Below are 17,660 nucleotides of genomic sequence, written 5' to 3' on the forward strand. Positions count from 1 at the left end.
TGAGTTTTCACCTTAATTTTGAAGTCAGGTGGGATGCCTGTCTGATACACCCTCTTCAGGATTCTGAGGGTTCCGCTGAGCATCTATGCGACTGAATAAAAGTTATATTGCAATCAGAGATAAGTGGTGGGGACTTCCTCTGGTTTTGCCTTCCCTGTTCTTACCACTTGTGAGCCATACGAATACCTATGCGCATTTGGCTACCGGGGACGTCATCCTTTTTTACTTACCGTTATCACTCATGATGAGCCTGATGATTTTTTTCGGTTGGGCTGCATTACCCGGAATTGTTCTGGCGATTTTTATCCGCAAATATCCCCAGATTGGGTTGGTGGAAACACTACCTATAATTGTACATTTTCTTATTGCTATCGTGCTCAGTTGGGCTGGTTACCGTGTCTTCACGCCCCGGCGTAATAACATCTCACATGGCGACGCGCAGCTGGTCTTTCCCCGCATTTTTTGGCAGGTCTTTTGTCCTGCAACGTTATTTCTGGTGCTTTTTCAGTTTGCAGCCTTTGTGGGGATGTATGAAAGTAAGCTGAGCTTAATGGGAGTAACACCGTTTAACATCAACGCATTAATAAACTACCAGGGTATTCTGGTGGGAAACTTGATTGGTGTACCGCTCTTCTACTTTATTATTCGCGTTATTCGTAACCCATTGCATTTGCGCAGCTATTATTCACAGTTGAAATTACAGTTTGATGCCAAAGCCTCGCAGAAAGAGGTCATTATTTGGTTGCTGGTATTGTCCGCATTAATGTCTCTGCTTTGTATGCCATTGAATGAAAATAGTTCAATATTCAGTACAAACTATACAATGTCGTTATTACTCCCGGTTATGTTATGGGGGGCGATGCGTTATGGTTATCGTTTCATATCGCTGCTGTGGGCTCCGGTTTTAATTATTGCGATTCATAATTACAGAAGTTTTACGCCCTATTATTCAGGTTACGATGTGCAACTGGCGATTACCTCTTCCAGTTTTCTGGTTTTTTCTTTTATTGTGAATTACATGGCGGTACTGGCGACGCGCCAGCGGATTGTGAGCAGTCGGGCCCGCCGTCTTGCGTTTCTTGACCCGGTGGTCCATCTTCCCAATCTTCGCGCACTCAATCGCGCACTGAGAAGCGCGCCCTGGTCAGCACTGTGTTTTCTGCGCGTTCCTGAACTGGAATTTCTTGTTAAAAATTATGGCATTATGCTGCGTATTCAGTACAAGCAGCAAATCTCCCACTGGATAGCCAAAAAGCTGGGGCCAGATGAACATGTTTATCAAATGTCCGGGCCTGATCTGCTGCTGCGTTTAAATACAGAGTCGCATCAGCAACGCATTGAAGAGCTGGATGAACATATCAAGACATTCCGGTTTATCTGGGATGGTATGACGTTTTTGCCGCAGGTTGGGATGAGCTATTGTTACGTGCGTTCCCCGGTAAACCACATCTACTTGTTGTTGGGCGAGCTAAGCACCATTGCTGAGTTGTCCATCATGACCAACACGCCAGAGAATCTGGAGCGTCGTGGTGCCATGAACATGCAACGCAATCTGAGAGATAAAGTTGCGATGATGAACCGGTTACAGCATGCGCTGGAACATGACCGTTTTTGTCTGATGGCGCAGCCAATTGAAGGGATTCGCGGTGATGTTTATCATGAGATTTTATTGCGATTGCTGGATGATGACGGTGGCATGATTAACCCTGACTCCTTCCTGCCCGTCGCGCATGAGTTTGGTCTTTCCTCGAGAATCGATCTCTGGGTCATTGAACACACGTTACGCTTTATGGCAGAGAATCGTGCCCAGATGCCCGCCCGTCGCTTTGCGCTTAATCTGTCGGCATCCTCTGTCTGTCGGGCTAAGTTTGCGCAGGACATCAGTAAACTTCTGAGCAAATACCAGATCGAAGCGTGGCAGTTGATTTTTGAAGTGACGGAAAGCCAGGCGTTGATGAATGCCGGACAGGCCGAAATCACACTGCAGAACCTGCAACAGTTGGGCTGCCAAATTGCCATCGATGACTTCGGTACGGGGTATGCCAGCTATGCAAGGCTAAAAAACGTTAACGCCAATATTCTGAAGATTGACGGCAGCTTCATCCGCAATATCGTCTCGAATAGCCTCGACTATCAGATCGTGGCTTCGATCTGCCATCTGGCGCGAATGAAGAAAATGCAGGTGGTTGCTGAATTTGTCGAAACTGAGGAGATTCGTCGGGCGGCAATTTCGCTGGGGATTGACTATATGCAGGGATATTTAATCGGTGTGCCGCAACCGTTAGGCGAGACGCTGAAAGAGCAGGTGCCAGTCACAGTCACTGGCACCTGAGTGCGTTTCACGCAGCGATTTCCGGTGAACGTTCTTCTTCAATTTTCAGACGCCATCCGGTCACGGCTTCCCAGTACTGTTGTTCTTTTTCCAGATCGAGCAAAACCAGCGCGTTCTGGCTGAACCAGTCATGAGGGAAACGCAGGGTCCAGTGGTTATCGTCAGCGATCAGCGTTAGCGTAGGCGGCGTGGTTGTGGCCTGACGCTGGTTGTTCAGCAGCACGCCAAGACGCAGAAGTTGAATAAGCGGGAGGAACTGCTTCTTCTTAAACAACGTAAAGCGGGGGAGATCGTCCAGCTTAACCGCTTTACGATGGTAGCGAACCAGCGTGGCCATCATGGTTTGCTGCTCCTGATTAAAGCCTGGCAGATCGCTGTTTTGCAGAATATACGCCGAGTGGCGGTGCAGACCACTGTGATTGATGTTCAGCCCAACCTCATGCAGCATCGCCGCCCATTTCAGCAGTGCCTCGAGCTGCGGATGGGCCAGCTTCGGCTGCTGTGCCTGCCATTGATCGTACATCTTCATGGTGGTTTCCAGCACGCGTCGAGCCTGCTCACTGTCGATGTTGTACTGGTTCGCCAGGCTGCTGGCAGTACGGCTGCGAACATCCTGATGACGGAAGCGACCTTCCATTTCGTACAACACGCCTTCGCGTAGCGCGCCGTCGGAAAGACGTAACTCGCGGATCGCCAGCGCATCAAAGACACCGCACAAAATCGCCAGACCCGGGACAAAGACCGCTTTTCGCTCTTCAGATAAGCCCGGCAGGCTCAGCGCGTCGAAACTCCGATGTTGCAGCAGCTCGGCAACCAGCCTGTCCAGACGTTCTGGCGTAATGAAGCCGTCTTTCTCACCCATTGCCAGGAGCACTTCATGTGCGGCTTTGATGGTTCCGGAGGCTCCTAATGCGACGTTCCAGCCCTGAATGCGGAACTGCCAGGTCAACGTTTCAAGCTTCTGCGCCGCCGCCATTCTGGCGCGCTGGAAGTTCTCCTGACTAATGACCCCGCCGGGGAAATAGACCTGAGCAAAACTGACGCAGCCCATACGACGGCTTTCAACCAGCTTCGGTTCGAAGTTCTCGCCAATGACCAGTTCCGTCGAGCCGCCGCCAATGTCGATGACCAGCTTACGGCCTTTCTCCGGTTGCGTATGCTCAACACCCATGAAGATCAGGCGCGCTTCTTCATTGCCGGAGATGATTTCGATTGGATAGGGGATCACCTTTTCCGCGCGTTTGAGAAAATCGGTGGCATTTTGCGCCTGACGAAGCGTATGTGTCCCGACAATACACACGCTGGAGGGGGCGAACCCCTGAAGGCGTTCAGCAAACAGCGACAGGCAGCTTAATCCGCGCTCCATCGCCTCTTCGCTCAGCATGTTGTCCTGGCCGAGGCCATCCGCCAGATGCACGCGCTGCTTAAGGCGACCGATAATCTGCATGGCGCCATCCACCACACGGGCAATCACCATGTGAAAACTGTTTGAACCGAGGTCGACCGCCGCAAACTCCTGCGGTCGTGGTGTCTTATCATGTATTGGCATAGCGTTAGTCAGATTGTTCGAGTGATTTGATATAGTCGTAAATAGCCAATTGCGACTGTACTTTGCGGCGGTTTCCACGCGGCACGTAGCGATTACTCAGTTCTTTATCGATGTAGCGGGCTTTTACCGTATCGCTGAACAGGATGTCAATAATATCCAGTACCCGCTGCTTCAGGCGTGGGTCGAGCAGCGGTGTCGCCACCTCAATGCGGTAGTCGATATTACGCGTCATCCAGTCGGCGGAGGAGAGATAGACCTGCTTATCGCCGCCGTTCTCGAAGATGTAGACCCGGTCATGCTCAAGATAACGGTCCACAATACTGATGACGCGGATATTATCGCTAATACCTTCCAGATTCGGAATGAGTGAGCACATGCCGCGAATCAACAGATTCACCGCCACACCGGAACTGGATGCGGCATACAGTCGATCGACCAGCCCTTTATCCACCAGATTATTCAGTTTCAGTGTGATGCCGGAAGGCAGTCCCTGCTGGGCGTTGGCGATTTCACGATCAATCATCTCATACAGCAGGCGGCGCGAGTTTTGCGGGGAGACCAGCAGATAATCGAACGTCACCGGGCGATACGGGTTCTCGATAAAATTGAATACCCGGCGGACTTCGTTGGTGATTCGCGCATCGGCGGTCAGCAGCGAATAGTCGGTATACAGGCGGGCGGTTTTTTCGTTGAAGTTACCGGTGCCGATATGAGCATACCGCACGACCTCTTCGCCTTCTTTACGCGAAATCAGGAACAGCTTGGCGTGAATTTTTAAGCCAGGCGCAGAGAAGATCACGTGAACGCCAGCTTCCGTCAGACGCTTCGCCCAGTGGATGTTAGCCTCTTCGTCAAAACGCGCCTGCAGTTCCACTACCACGGTGACTTTTTTACCGTTATGGGCGGCGTGGATCATGGCGTCGATAATGCGTGAGTCCTTCGCGACGCGGTAGATATTGATTTTGATCGCCAGTACGCTGGGGTCAAACGACGCCTGACGCAACAGTTCCAGTACGTGTTCAAAGGTGTGATACGGGTAGTAGAGCAGCACATCGCGCTCGCGAATGGCGTCAAATCCGTTGCGGAATTTCTCTTTATCGAACCAGATATGGCGCAGGCGCGGGAGCGGCTTATTCACCAGATTTGCTTTGCCCACATTGGGGAAATTAATAAAATCTTTAAAGTTGTGATAGCGCCCACCGGGAACGATAGAGTCATAGCGTGAAATCGTTAGCTTCTCGCGCAGCACTTCGACCAGGGCATTAGGCATGTCACGCTGATAGACAAAGCGCACCGGCTCGGCGGTCAGACGCTGTTTCAGGCTGGAGGACATCAACTCCATCAGGCTGGATTCCATCTCGTGCACCAGATCGTACTCGGCGTCACGGGTCATCTTCATGGAGTAGGCGTTCAGCGCGTCATAATCAAAAAAGCCTTTAAAGATATCGTCCAGGCAGTAGCGCAGAATGTTGTCCAGCAGGATCATCGGTTTGCGACGACGCGGCGCTTCCGGCGGCAAATTCACAAACCGGGGCACCTTGTCAGACGGAATTTCCAGCAGCGCATAGCGAATCGTGTCGCCGCGAATAATTTCGACTGCCAGATAGGTGTAGTCATCCTTCAGGAACTGCACCAGATCCGTTTCACGGTTAATTAAAATCGGGGTAATGTGCTGGCGCAGATACTGTTTGAAGTAGTGGCGCAACCAGCTTTGTTGATTGACCGACAGCTGACGCTCGTTAATCAGGAAGATCTGATTACGTGCCATCTCCAGCAGCAGTTCGTTATACAGGCCATCGAATTCCTGGTCAGCTTTCAGCACGCGGGACTGGATTTTGCCTAACAGGTGGCGAGAATGCGAATTTGAACCCTGTTCTTCGCTGATGATGATGCGGCGTTTGAGCTCTGCGAAGCGAACTTTGTAGAATTCATCCAGGTTATTGGAATAGATGCCTAAGAAACGCATCCTTTCAATCAGCGGGTTTGATTTATCCGCGGCTTCCTGGAGCACACGTTCGTTGAACGCTAACCAGCTCAGCTCTTTCTCGATGTATAGCTTTTCCTGACCCATTAATACTTATACTCCGTTTTATTCACGGGACACTGCCTGGTTATTATGGCGAGCATTGCGCTCAGATGTCCAACTGTGCCAGAAAAGTATGACAATAAACCGTCCGATCGCAAAGAGGAAGGGGGGCTGGAGGTTTGAAGAGAATAGCAAGCCGGATAAGGGATGACGTCCACTATCCGGCACAGTTTTATTCGTCGGCAGCGTAGCCTTGTGGTGGCAGACGAACACCGTCCAGCCAGGCGGCGTTATCATGCATTTTCAGGCGACCGTCCACAAACCAACTGACCACCAGCGGATAAATGGCGTGTTCCTGTACCTGAACGCGAGCGGTGATTTCATCTTCGTCATCGCCTTCAAAGACCGGAACTTTGGACTGCAAAATGACCGGCCCGCCGTCGAGTTCGTCAGTCACAAAGTGGACCGAAGTGCCATGCTCCTCATCGCCATTTTCCAGTGCCTGGCGGTGGGTGTGCAAACCAGGGTATTTGGGCAGCAGGGAAGGGTGAATATTCAGCAGTCGCCCGTTGTAGTGTGCGACGAACGCCGGGCTCAGAATGCGCATAAAACCGGCCAGTACGACCACGTCAGGCGCATAAGCGTCGATCTCAAGGATCAGTTCACGGTCAAACGCTTCGCGGCTGGAAAACTGGTCAGCCGTCAGCGTATGGGCAGGGATTGCCGCTTTTCTGGCTCGCTCAAGGCCGAACGCATCGGCCTTGTTGCTGAATACTGCCCGAAGGGTGCCGTTGATTTTCTTCTCTTTGCAGGCATCAATAATCGCCTGCAAATTGCTTCCGTTACCGGAAATAAGCACCACAATATTCATTATTCAATAACCACACGCTGCGCGGAGTCAGACGCTTTGATGACGCCGATTTTCCACGCGTCTTCACCTTTCGCCTTCAGCAGGGCAAGGGCGTTGTCCACTTCTGCCGCTGGCAGGGCAATGACCATGCCGACACCGCAGTTAAAGGTACGATACATTTCATGCTGGCTGACGTTACCGGCCTTCTGCAGCCAGTTAAAGACCGCTGGCCACTGCCAGGAAGACTCATCGATCACCGCCTGCGTGTTGTCCGGCAGGACGCGCGGAATGTTTTCCCAGAAGCCGCCGCCGGTCAGGTGTGCGATGGCATGTACATCAGCTTTCTCAATCAGTTCCAGAATCGATTTCACGTAGATACGGGTCGGCGCCAGCAGGTGGTCGGCCAGTGGCTTGCCTTCCAGATCCGTCGTTTCCGGATCGCAATCGCTGACTTCTACAATTTTACGCACCAGTGAGTAACCGTTAGAGTGCGGGCCGCTTGAACCCAGGGCAATCAGCACATCGCCATCGGTCACTTTGGAACCGTCAATGATTTCTGATTTTTCTACCACGCCGACGCAGAAACCCGCGACGTCATAATCTTCACCGTGGTACATCCCTGGCATTTCCGCGGTTTCCCCACCGACCAGCGCACAGCCGGACTGCAGACAACCTTCTGCGATCCCCTGAATCACACTGGCTGCGGTATCCACATCCAGTTTGCCGGTGGCATAGTAGTCGAGGAAAAACAGCGGTTCAGCACCCTGAACCACCAGGTCGTTGACGCACATCGCCACGAGATCGATACCGATGGTATCGTGACGTTTCAGATCCATCGCCAGACGCAGTTTTGTCCCTACGCCATCAGTGCCGGAAACCAGTACTGGTTCACGATATTTTTGCGGCAATGCGCACAGCGCACCGAAGCCACCCAGACCACCCATGACTTCCGGGCGGCGAGTTTTCTTCACTACGCCTTTGATTCGATCCACCAGAGCATTACCCGCGTCAATATCAACACCGGCATCTTTGTAGCTAAGAGAGGTTTTATCGGTCACTGCCTGGTTCCCCACGTTTTCTTACGGTAAAAGTAAAATTCGGCGCAATTCTAACAGGGAAAGCAAACGTTTGCGAGCCTGTGTTACATCCGTTTTTATCTGTCGAGTTTTGCAGCATTTTCTTCGCAATGCTTCGTTTTTATGACCTGAGCCACGAAAATGAAACCGGGTTCAGTTTCCTCCTTGAAAGCATGGATGGGATTGCTCAGTATCTTACTGAAACCGGTTTCTGTTTTGCCATTGCGAATCAACGAGGGAAACTATGTCTGGATTTAATGCGAATTTCATGTGGGGTGGGGCGGTTGCCGCTCACCAACTAGAAGGCGGCTGGCAGGAAGGAGGAAAAGGGGTTAGCGTTGCCGATGTGATGACGGCAGGAGCTCACGGTGTGGCGCGCGAAATCACCGATGGCGTTCTGCCAGGAAAAAATTACCCTAACCACGAAGCGATCGATTTCTATCACCGCTACAAAGAGGACATCAGGCTGTTCGCGGAAATGGGCTTTAAATGTTTTCGCACTTCCATTGCCTGGACGCGTATTTTCCCGCTTGGGGATGAAGCACAGCCAAACGAGGCCGGACTGAAATTTTATGATGATTTGTTTGATGAATGCCTGAAGTATGGCATTGAACCGGTGATTACCCTGTCGCATTTTGAAATGCCCTATCATCTGGTGACGGAGTATGGCGGCTGGCGCAATCGGAAGCTGATCGACTTTTTTGTCCGCTTTGCAAAAGTGGTCTTCACGCGCTATCAGCACAAAGTGAAGTACTGGATGACGTTTAATGAGATCAACAACCAGGCCAATTTCCATGAAGACTTTGCGCCGTTTACTAACTCCGGCCTGAAGTATCAGCCTGGCGAAGATCGTGAACCCGTGATGTACCAGGCCGCGCATTACGAGTTAGTGGCCAGTGCGCTGGCGGTGAAAGCCGCACGCGACATTAATCCGTCGTTACAGATCGGCTGCATGATCGCCATGTGTCCTGTCTACCCACTGACCTGCGCGCCGGACGATATGATGATGGCGATGAATGCCATGCACCGTCGCTACTGGTTTACCGATGTGCATGTCCGGGGAAAATATCCGCAGCATATCCTCAACTATTTTGCGCGCCGCGAGTTTGACCTCGATATTACAGAGGAAGACCGCGTTGCCCTGTCTGAAGGCTGTGTGGATTACATCGGCTTCAGCTACTACATGTCATTTGCCACTAAAGCGACGGACGATAATCCGCAGCTCGATTACGACGAGAGCAAAAGCCTGGTTTCCAACCCCTACGTACAGAAATCGGACTGGGGCTGGCAGATTGATCCGGTGGGGCTGCGCTATTCGCTGAACTGGTTCTGGGATCACTATCAGCTCCCGCTGTTTATCGTTGAGAACGGCTTTGGCGCGATCGATGTCCAACAGCCTGACGGCACTGTTGATGACAGCTATCGGATTGAATATCTGGCGGCGCATATTCGTGAGATGAAAAAAGCGGTAGAAGAGGATGGCGTGGATCTAATGGGTTACACCCCATGGGGATGCATCGACCTGGTCTCGGCGGGAACGGGAGAGATGAAAAAACGCTACGGATTTATCTATGTTGATAAAAATAATGACGGTAGCGGGACGCTGGCCCGGCGGCCCAAAAAATCTTTCGCCTGGTATCAGCAGGTGATAAAAAGCAACGGTGAATCCCTCTGATTTCAGCCACTTGATACACTGCCCCGCACGGAATGCGGGGCATGTTTTATACTCATCACCCAAACGTATACCACTTTGCTTGATCCAGGTCATGCATACGTTATGTTGCGTCAGAGAGGAAAAGCGGTATAATCCGGCGATTTTTTTGTGGTTGCCACTCGTCTGAGGAAAGGAGAAGAGTATGAAGATCGTGGAAGTCAAACACCCACTCGTCAAACACAAGCTAGGTCTGATGCGTGAAAACGATATCAGCACCAAACGCTTTCGTGAACTCGCCTCGGAAGTAGGCAGTCTGCTGACTTACGAAGCGACTGCGGGCCTGGAAACTGAAAAAGTGACCATTGAAGGCTGGAATGGTCCGGTCGAAGTCGATCAAATTAAAGGCAAAAAAATTACCGTCGTGCCTATCCTGCGTGCAGGTTTGGGGATGATGGACGGCGTGCTGGAAAACGTACCGAGCGCACGTATCAGCGTGGTCGGCATGTACCGTAACGAAGAGACCCTGGAGCCGGTTCCGTATTTCCAGAAGTTGGTTTCTCATATTGACGAGCGCATGGCGCTGATCGTCGACCCCATGCTGGCGACCGGGGGTTCCGTTATCGCAACCATCGATCTGCTGAAAAAAGCGGGCTGCAGCAGCATCAAAGTGCTGGTGCTGGTGGCGGCGCCGGAAGGCATCGCCGCGCTGGAAAAAGCGCATCCGGATGTGGAACTGTACACCGCATCGATCGACCAGGGCTTAAACGAGCACGGATACATTATTCCGGGGCTTGGTGATGCCGGCGATAAGATTTTTGGTACCAAGTAAGTGAATAACTAATAAATAGCCGACTTTAAGAGTCGGCTTTTTTTTGAATAAAACAACTCAACGACTCATAACAAACACACTCAGAGGAAAACACTATGACGCGCCGTGCTATCGGGGTGAGTGAAAGACCGCCGCTTTTACAGACAATCCCGCTTAGTTTGCAACACCTGTTCGCCATGTTTGGCGCAACCGTGCTGGTGCCAGTTCTGTTTCATATTAACCCGGCCACCGTTCTGTTATTCAACGGGATCGGGACATTGCTCTATCTCTTTATCTGTAAAGGAAAAATCCCGGCCTATTTAGGCTCAAGCTTCGCCTTTATCTCACCGGTTTTGCTGTTGCTGCCGTTGGGATATGAAGTGGCGTTGGGCGGTTTCATCATGTGTGGCGTGCTGTTCTGCCTGGTGTCTTTCATTGTGAAGAAAGCCGGTACGGGCTGGCTGGACGTTATGTTTCCTCCTGCTGCCATGGGCGCAATCGTTGCCGTCATTGGTCTGGAGCTGGCAGGTGTTGCCGCCGGTATGGCCGGACTGCTGCCAGCGGAAGGACAAACTGCGGATTCTAAGACCATCATTATCTCGATGGTGACGCTGGCGGTGACCGTGTTCGGCTCGGTGCTGTTCCGTGGTTTCCTCGCGATCATCCCTATCCTGATTGGGGTACTGGCAGGTTATGCGTTGTCGTTTGCGATGGGCGTGGTCGATACCACACCGATTGCCGAGGCGCACTGGTTTGCACTGCCGACCTTCTACACCCCTCGCTTTGAGTGGTTCGCTATTCTGACCATTCTGCCTGCGGCGCTGGTGGTGATTGCCGAACACGTTGGTCACCTGGTGGTGACAGCGAATATCGTCAAAAAAGATCTGGTTCGCGATCCAGGCCTGCATCGCTCGATGTTTGCCAACGGTCTGTCGACGGTGATTTCCGGCTTCTTTGGCTCCACCCCGAACACCACCTACGGTGAGAACATTGGCGTGATGGCAATCACGCGTGTTTACAGTACCTGGGTGATCGGCGGAGCGGCGATTTTTGCCATCCTGCTCTCCTGCGTCGGCAAACTGGCGGCGGCGATTCAGATCATCCCACTGCCGGTGATGGGCGGGGTATCATTGCTGCTGTATGGGGTGATCGGCGCGTCCGGTATTCGCGTGTTGATTGAATCGAAAGTGGATTACAACAAGGCGCAGAACCTGATCCTGACCTCCGTGATCCTGATCATCGGCGTCAGCGGTGCGAAGGTGCACATTGGCGCGGCGGAACTGAAAGGGATGGCGCTGGCGACAATCGTTGGGATCGCGCTGAGCCTGATCTTCAAGCTAATCTCTGTCCTTCGCCCGGAAGAAGTGGTGCTGGACGCGAAAGATGCGGATACGCCGCAGCAGTAAAAGGGATCCGGGCAGTGATGCTGCCCGGTTTCTAACACGACAGAATTCTGTGGTAAACTCATCGCGATTGAATGAAATCTGGATTGAGGTCTCTCTGAACACACCGGCACAGCTCTCTTTGCCACTTTATCTTCCTGACGACGAAACTTTCGCAAGTTTCTGGCCGGGGGATAACGCCTCTTTACTGGCTGCACTGCAAAACGTGCTGCGCCAGGAACATAGCGGATACATCTATCTTTGGTCACGTGAAGGCGCGGGTCGTAGTCATTTGCTGCACGCCGCCTGTGCTGAACTGTCTCAGCGTGGCGATGCGGTAGGCTATGTACCACTGGACAAACGCACCTGGTTTGTACCGGAAGTGCTCGACGGGATGGAACATCTGTCGTTAGTTTGCATCGACAATATCGAATGCGTCGCCGGAGATGAACTGTGGGAGATGGCTATTTTTGATCTCTACAATCGCATTCTGGAATCCGGAAAAACGCGGTTGCTGATCACTGGCGATCGACCGCCGCGTCAGTTAAAACTGGGGTTACCCGATCTGGCCTCGCGTCTGGACTGGGGACAAATCTACAAGCTGCAACCGCTGTCGGATGAAGACAAACTGCAGGCACTGCAGCTGCGCGCCCGACTGCGTGGATTTGAACTCCCGGAAGACGTGGGGCGTTTCTTGCTTAAGCGACTCGACAGAGAAATGCGCACGCTGTTTATGACGCTCGATCAGCTTGATCACGCGTCTATCACCGCGCAGCGCAAATTAACCATCCCATTCGTGAAAGAGATCCTGAAGCTGTAGCCGGAATACAAGGTTACGTATCACAGTAGGCCTGATAAGCGCAGCGCCATCAGGCATCCGCTGTCGAACAAATGCCGTAACGCCGGGGCTTACTTCTCAACTGCCAGCTCGTTAAACAAATGCTGCATCAGCAGTGGAATGGGTCTACCCGATGCCACGCTTCTCCCTCCTTCGCGCCACAACGCGGTACCGCTGATGTCCAGATGGGCCCACGGGATTGTCGGCGGACAGAAATGATGCAGCAGCCAGGCCGCAGAGGCGCTGATCGCGGCATTATTCGTGGGCGTATTACAGAGATCGGCAATGGCGCTTTCAGTCTGTTTCCGCAAGCGCGCATCAAGCGGTAAAGACCACACCTCATCGCCGCATTCTTTCCCTGCCCGGGGAAGTTGATCCCGCAGCAACTCATCCTGTGTCATCAACCCGCTCAACTCATACCCCAGTGCTTTCACCACCGCGCCGGTTAAGGTTGCCATATCAATGATATAACGCGCCTGTGGATGGCGTTGGCTGGTCCAGGCGATGGCGTCAGCGAGTACCAGTCGCCCTTCGGCATCGGTATTATTAATCTCCACCGTCATGCCATTGCAGGCGCGCGCCACATTGCCCGGTTGCATCGCACTCGGTCCGATGGCATTTTCTGCCAGCGCCAGTACGCCCATCATGCGCACCGGCAAATTTAACTCTGCTGCGGTAAGCAGCAGGCCCAACACATTTGCCGCACCGCACATATCGTATTTCATGGTGTACATGCCAGCGCCTTCTTTCAGCCAAAGTCCGCCTGTATCGAAGGTGATACCCTTTCCGACATAACAGCGAACGGCGCCGTCCGCTGCGCCATCGTAATGAATGGCAACCAGACGCGGCGGGCATGCCGCGCCTTTGCCAACCGCATGTAACAATCCAAGGCCCTGCTCAACAATCTGCTGCTCATTCAGCACTTCGCAACGCAGAGTGGGGAAAGCGGTGCAAAGCGCTTGCGCCTGGTCCGCGACAAACTGCGGCGTACAGCGATCGGACGGGATGTCGGCAAGACGACGGGCGGCGGCCATTCCGTTGGCAATGGCCTGTTGTTGACGAAAAATTTTCTCTAAAGCTTCCTGTTGCCCGGGTAAACAAAGCGCGTCGATGTGTGAGAGTCGCACTGTCGCGTTGTCTGCTGTTTTCAGTTGTAGATCATCAAGGCGATAGATCTGATTGAACAGAAAACGCAGAACCTGAAGCAGCACGGTCTCGTGAATTTCACGGACATCAATAATCACGTGGGCACTGACCGGCGCGGCGAACAGGGGACGCAGGGCATTCAGCAAGCCGTCAGTCAGGCTATCCTGCCACAGCGCTGGCGGAATGAGGGTAATGCGTTTGAAAGGGGCGCAGCCAAAACAGGCATCCGCCAGGTTACCCGTTGCACGCATTTCGTTTATCAATGCGATATCCGGTAACGGGTGGCTTGTGGATCGTGCGATCAGGTGCGCGTTGGGTTGCGCCTCTGAGAGGGAATGAATCAACTGATAGGTAATCATTATTCTTCCTCTATTGGCGCACGGATCCGTGCCGCATAGGCCTGCATCCATGCTTCATCGACAGGCTGGTAGTGGGTCTTTTCATGCCGACGTTCAGCGAGATAAACGGTGAGCGGGTGGTTGGCTGTGGCAACGGTAAACGAGAAGGTTTTGATATTGGTCGCCGCGCCAAACTCTCCCCGATTATTCATACAAACGACAGACAAATCGCCCACCCGACCAAAGCGGGACATCAGGTTGTCCTCAAGTTCAAAAACTACCGAATCCGCCGCCTGTTGTGGCGTCGCACCCTGCGCCATACGGCGAACAATTTCGTAGCTGGTACAACCCTTCATCAGATCTTCGCCAACGCCGGTCGCGGTTGCTGCGCCGATTTGACTATCACAGTAGAAACCGGAGCCGATAATGGGTGAATCACCCAGGCGACCGCGTTTTTTCATAAACAGGCCGCTGGTGGAGGTCGCCACGCTCATTGAACCCTGCGTATCCAGCCCGATGATTCCGACGGTATCGTGGCCGTCATAAGGACTCAGCCCCTTGTCCAGCGTTTCGCGACAGCGCTTGCGATAGTGCTGGACGGCGCGGTCGGTAAGCATGGTTTTTTCAGCAAATCCCTGGCTTAGCGCCCACTCGCGAGCGCCCTGACCAACAAGCAGGCTGTTATAGCGCTGGCGGCTCAGGGCGTGCGCGACGCGTACTGGATTGGCGATATCCACGAGATTTCCCACGGCCCCGAACGCCAGCGTGTCGCCATCCATGAACGCGGCATCCAGTTCCACCTCACCATTTTCTGTTGGCAGTCCACCGTAACCAACGGACTTGTATAATGGAAAGTCCTCAACCGCGGCAACGGCATCCACCACCGCCCTGGCAGTTGGGTGTCCTGCTGCCAGGGCGGTAGCAGCCTCCGTAACGCCTTCAAGCGCCATTCGCCAGGTAGCGATAATTCCCCACATGTTTTACTCCTGTTTAACGGGTGTGCTCTCGTTTTGTGCCAGTGTGGTGATTTCCGCCGCGCGATACTGTTTATCGACTATGCGCATGAATGGCAGATAGAGCATTGCGCCAATCAATAAATTAATGATTTGCATGACGCTGCCGCTGAGATGGCCGGTGACGATAAAACCACTAATGACCGGCGGCAGTGTCCATGGGATGAACACCCCGGTAGTGACGGCGACAGCACCAATTTTCATTGCCACGTACTGGATGGTAACTAGCACCAGAGGCACCAGGTTGAACGGTATTAGCATGATGGGGTTCATGATAACGGGCAGGCCGAACAGAATCGGTTCGTTAATATTGAAAATCGATGCCCCGGCCCCCAGCCGGGCCACTTCCCGCATGTTTTTACTGCGAGCAAAAATCAGCATCGCGATGACCAGCGATAAGGTCGCGCCAGCCCCACCCATCCAGATCATGTCAAAAAACTGCTCAGTGATAATATGCGGCGGCGTGACGCCCGCCTGAATTGCGGCGATGTTATCCGTTTGATTCTCCATCCACAGCGGACGAATAATGCCATTGATCATCGACCCTGAGTTGATGCCCACCGACCATAAAATGGTGATGCTGAATACGGTCATCAACGCGCCGAAATAGGAGGTGCCATAATGGCGAACCGGCGTTGCAACCACCTCATAGATAAACCGGTGGATAGTCTGGTAGTGAGTATTTTCAAACAGGATGCGAATGAACAGCACCAGAATCATCACCATCAGAGCGGGGATCAGCGCGGCAAATGATTCCTGGACGGCGGGTGGAACCCCTTCGGGCATCTTGATAACCAGATTTTTACGTTTCAGCCAGCAGAATAATTCCGTCCACAGCAACGAGCCAATCATCGCAACGAACAGCCCTTTGCTGCCGATCCACTCTACTGGCATCACGGTGATGCCGCCGTTATCCGCGACTTTGATAAACGGGGTGAGGATCAGAAAGCAGACCAGTGCCAGGATACCGCAAGAAATACGATCTTCACCGTAGTGTTCTGCCAGTCGGTAGGCGACCAGAAAGCTGATAAACAACGACATTGTTGAGAACACCGCGTTGAACGGGATCTCTATAATGCTGCTCCAGCTTTCGCCAAACGCACCAGACATAAATTGCTGATAGGTCTGGTTCGGAAAAGAGGAGATAACCAGCAAAATGGAGCCGACGATAATAAACGGCATAAAGGAAACATAAGCGCTGCGGATCGCGCCAAGGTGACGTTGTTGCGCCGTTCTTGCTGCTAGCGGCATCAGTTTTGCTTCAAGAAATCCCAGAACATTGTTCATTGTGAACTCCGTACAAGATCGGCTGAGGGTAGTTGTGTTATGCCAATGGATTATCAGTGAAGGGCGCGAGCCGAAAGGTGAATCTGGTCACAATGTGTTCGCTTTATAAATATAAATCTCATATGATTAGTTATGTTATCGGAACAGGGATCTGGCGATGGAAATAAAACTGCATGCCAATGCCACTACCACACCTCGTACCCGGCGTTACCTGCAACAGTCTGATAAAAGCGACAGGGAGCTGGCTGCAGAGTTAGGGATCTCGGTCACTACCGTCAGGCGCTGGCGTCAACGTGATCAGACGATCGATCGGAAAACCACGCCGAAATCGATACACAAAGTAATGAGACAAGAACAAATTGCGCTGGTTAACGGGCTGCGGGATGCCACAGGCGCACCGTTAGATGAACTTCTGTTGCTGGTCAATGAGGGGCTGGGAATTCGCGTCTCTCGTGCGACGCTAAACCGTTATCTTAAACCGGCGATGGTGCAGCGTCAGGGGGCGTCCTTACAGGGGAAAAAAGCACTGAAGGCCGGGTATTTTCCACATTTACTGGAGGTTCGCCATCTCCCGCTCTCATTGCATATGGAGGATGGCGGGGAGCATCACCTGATTTGGGCTCGCGAACCGGTGAGCGGCTGGTGTTATGCGCGTTTGTATGCGGGGATATCATCGCCTCTGGTCATCAAATGGCTGGACGAGCTACTGGCATCCTGTCCTGCTGATATACAATCTATTGAGACTTTCTTTTCCGATGCCATCCGTACTGACATGGATCAGATACTCATGGCGCGAGGGATAACGCACAAAATAAACCGGAACGTACAGAATGCGATTCAGGTCAATCTTCCGCTGGCGGCAATCGTTCCGCGAGTAAAGGATGTATCAGCCAGTCGGCTACTGATAGAGATGTGTGAAAGTTATAATACTGGCAAGGCGCAAAAAAAACTGGGGGAGATGACGCCGCAGGCTTTTCTTGAAGCACTACGGCGTAGTGATTAGCCGATAATGTCCAGCACCTGCTCCGGCGGGCGGCCAATGCGCGCCTGACCGTTCGCAACGACAATTGGGCGCTCCATCAGTTTCGGGTTTTCCACCATTGCCTGAATCAGTTCTTCTTCGCTCAGACTGCTGTCTGCCAGGTTGAGCGATGAGTAGAGATCTTCTTTCCGGCGCATCAGTTCCCGGGCGCTGGACATACCCAGCATCTTCAACAGTTGACGCAGCGTTGCGGCATCTGCGGGTGTCTCCAGGTAAAGCACCACTTCCGGCTCCACCCCGTGCGATTGCAACAGGTTCAGCGTTTCGCGGCTCTTGGAGCAACGTGGGTTATGGTAGATTTTTACGGCCTTTGACATGG

General features: G+C 52.7%; 14 protein-coding genes. 6 read left to right on the top strand and 8 right to left on the bottom strand.

Going from position 1 to position 17,660, the window contains the following annotated elements:
• Nucleotides 1-85: 85 nt before the first annotated feature.
• Entirely contained in the window at nucleotides 86-2,332 is a 2,247-nt protein-coding gene (locus tag I6L53_RS05945) for a bifunctional diguanylate cyclase/phosphodiesterase (RefSeq protein WP_042317615.1), read from the top strand.
• Nucleotides 2,333-2,339: 7 nt separating this feature from the next.
• On the opposite strand, the gene ppx is transcribed toward I6L53_RS05945, so the two are convergent.
• The 4 genes from ppx to purM all read right to left on the bottom strand — a co-directional run bounded on the left by ppx (nucleotide 2,340) and on the right by purM (nucleotide 7,815).
• Nucleotides 2,340-3,881, bottom strand: coding sequence for an exopolyphosphatase (gene ppx / locus I6L53_RS05950; protein ID WP_042317616.1), 1,542 nt, complete (start codon nucleotides 3,879-3,881; stop codon nucleotides 2,340-2,342).
• Nucleotides 3,882-3,885: 4 nt separating this feature from the next.
• Nucleotides 3,886-5,952, bottom strand: coding sequence for a polyphosphate kinase 1 (gene ppk1 / locus I6L53_RS05955; RefSeq protein WP_042317617.1), 2,067 nt, complete (start codon nucleotides 5,950-5,952; stop codon nucleotides 3,886-3,888).
• A gap of 187 nt (nucleotides 5,953-6,139) precedes the next feature.
• Complete coding sequence (purN, locus tag I6L53_RS05960; protein ID WP_042317618.1) at nucleotides 6,140-6,778, bottom strand: phosphoribosylglycinamide formyltransferase; 639 nt, start codon at nucleotides 6,776-6,778, stop codon at nucleotides 6,140-6,142.
• Entirely contained in the window at nucleotides 6,778-7,815 is a 1,038-nt protein-coding gene (gene purM / locus I6L53_RS05965; RefSeq protein WP_042317693.1) for a phosphoribosylformylglycinamidine cyclo-ligase, read from the bottom strand. The genes purN and purM overlap by 1 nt, the downstream gene beginning before the upstream one ends.
• Nucleotides 7,816-8,077: 262 nt before the next feature.
• On the opposite strand from purM, the gene I6L53_RS05970 reads away from it, so the two are divergent.
• From I6L53_RS05970 to I6L53_RS05985, 4 genes are all read left to right on the top strand, one after another.
• The gene (locus I6L53_RS05970) at nucleotides 8,078-9,508 is read left to right on the top strand and encodes a 6-phospho-beta-glucosidase (RefSeq protein ID WP_042317619.1); all 1,431 of its coding nucleotides are present in this window, start codon (nucleotides 8,078-8,080) and stop codon (nucleotides 9,506-9,508) included.
• A gap of 181 nt (nucleotides 9,509-9,689) precedes the next feature.
• Nucleotides 9,690-10,316 carry a uracil phosphoribosyltransferase gene (gene upp, locus I6L53_RS05975; RefSeq protein WP_046484979.1) on the top strand — a complete coding sequence of 209 codons (627 nt, stop codon included), beginning with the start codon at nucleotides 9,690-9,692 and terminating at the stop codon, nucleotides 10,314-10,316.
• A gap of 95 nt (nucleotides 10,317-10,411) precedes the next feature.
• A complete protein-coding gene (gene uraA / locus I6L53_RS05980; protein ID WP_042317621.1) occupies nucleotides 10,412-11,701 on the top strand; it encodes a uracil permease in 1,290 nt (429 codons plus the stop codon).
• A 94-nt stretch (nucleotides 11,702-11,795) separates the two neighbouring features.
• On the top strand, nucleotides 11,796-12,497 hold the full coding sequence (locus tag I6L53_RS05985; protein ID WP_216525655.1) for a DnaA inactivator Hda: 702 nt from the start codon (nucleotides 11,796-11,798) through the stop codon (nucleotides 12,495-12,497).
• A gap of 89 nt (nucleotides 12,498-12,586) precedes the next feature.
• On the opposite strand, the gene I6L53_RS05990 is transcribed toward I6L53_RS05985, so the two are convergent.
• The 3 genes from I6L53_RS05990 to celB are packed head-to-tail and all read right to left on the bottom strand — an operon-like array spanning nucleotide 12,587 to nucleotide 16,299.
• Entirely contained in the window at nucleotides 12,587-14,020 is a 1,434-nt protein-coding gene (locus I6L53_RS05990) for a leucyl aminopeptidase family protein (RefSeq protein ID WP_042317623.1), read from the bottom strand.
• Nucleotides 14,020-14,976 carry a glycosylasparaginase gene (locus I6L53_RS05995; protein WP_042317624.1) on the bottom strand — a complete coding sequence of 319 codons (957 nt, stop codon included), beginning with the start codon at nucleotides 14,974-14,976 and terminating at the stop codon, nucleotides 14,020-14,022. Before I6L53_RS05995 ends, I6L53_RS05990 begins: the two co-directional genes overlap by 1 nt.
• A 3-nt stretch (nucleotides 14,977-14,979) precedes the next feature.
• A complete protein-coding gene (gene celB, locus I6L53_RS06000) occupies nucleotides 14,980-16,299 on the bottom strand; it encodes a PTS cellobiose transporter subunit IIC (protein ID WP_042317625.1) in 1,320 nt (439 codons plus the stop codon).
• Between the two features lie 157 nt (nucleotides 16,300-16,456).
• On the opposite strand from celB, the gene I6L53_RS06005 reads away from it, so the two are divergent.
• Nucleotides 16,457-17,302 carry a helix-turn-helix domain-containing protein gene (locus I6L53_RS06005; RefSeq protein ID WP_042317626.1) on the top strand — a complete coding sequence of 282 codons (846 nt, stop codon included), beginning with the start codon at nucleotides 16,457-16,459 and terminating at the stop codon, nucleotides 17,300-17,302.
• Here I6L53_RS06005 and arsC read toward each other — a convergent pair.
• Entirely contained in the window at nucleotides 17,299-17,658 is a 360-nt protein-coding gene (gene arsC, locus I6L53_RS06010; RefSeq protein WP_042317627.1) for an arsenate reductase (glutaredoxin), read from the bottom strand. The two genes, I6L53_RS06005 and arsC, sit on opposite strands and share 4 nt — an antisense overlap.
• Between the last annotated feature and the right edge of the window lie 2 nt (nucleotides 17,659-17,660).

This window comes from Citrobacter farmeri, assembly GCF_019048065.1.
Taxonomy (GTDB): Bacteria; Pseudomonadota; Gammaproteobacteria; order Enterobacterales; family Enterobacteriaceae; genus Citrobacter_A; species Citrobacter_A farmeri.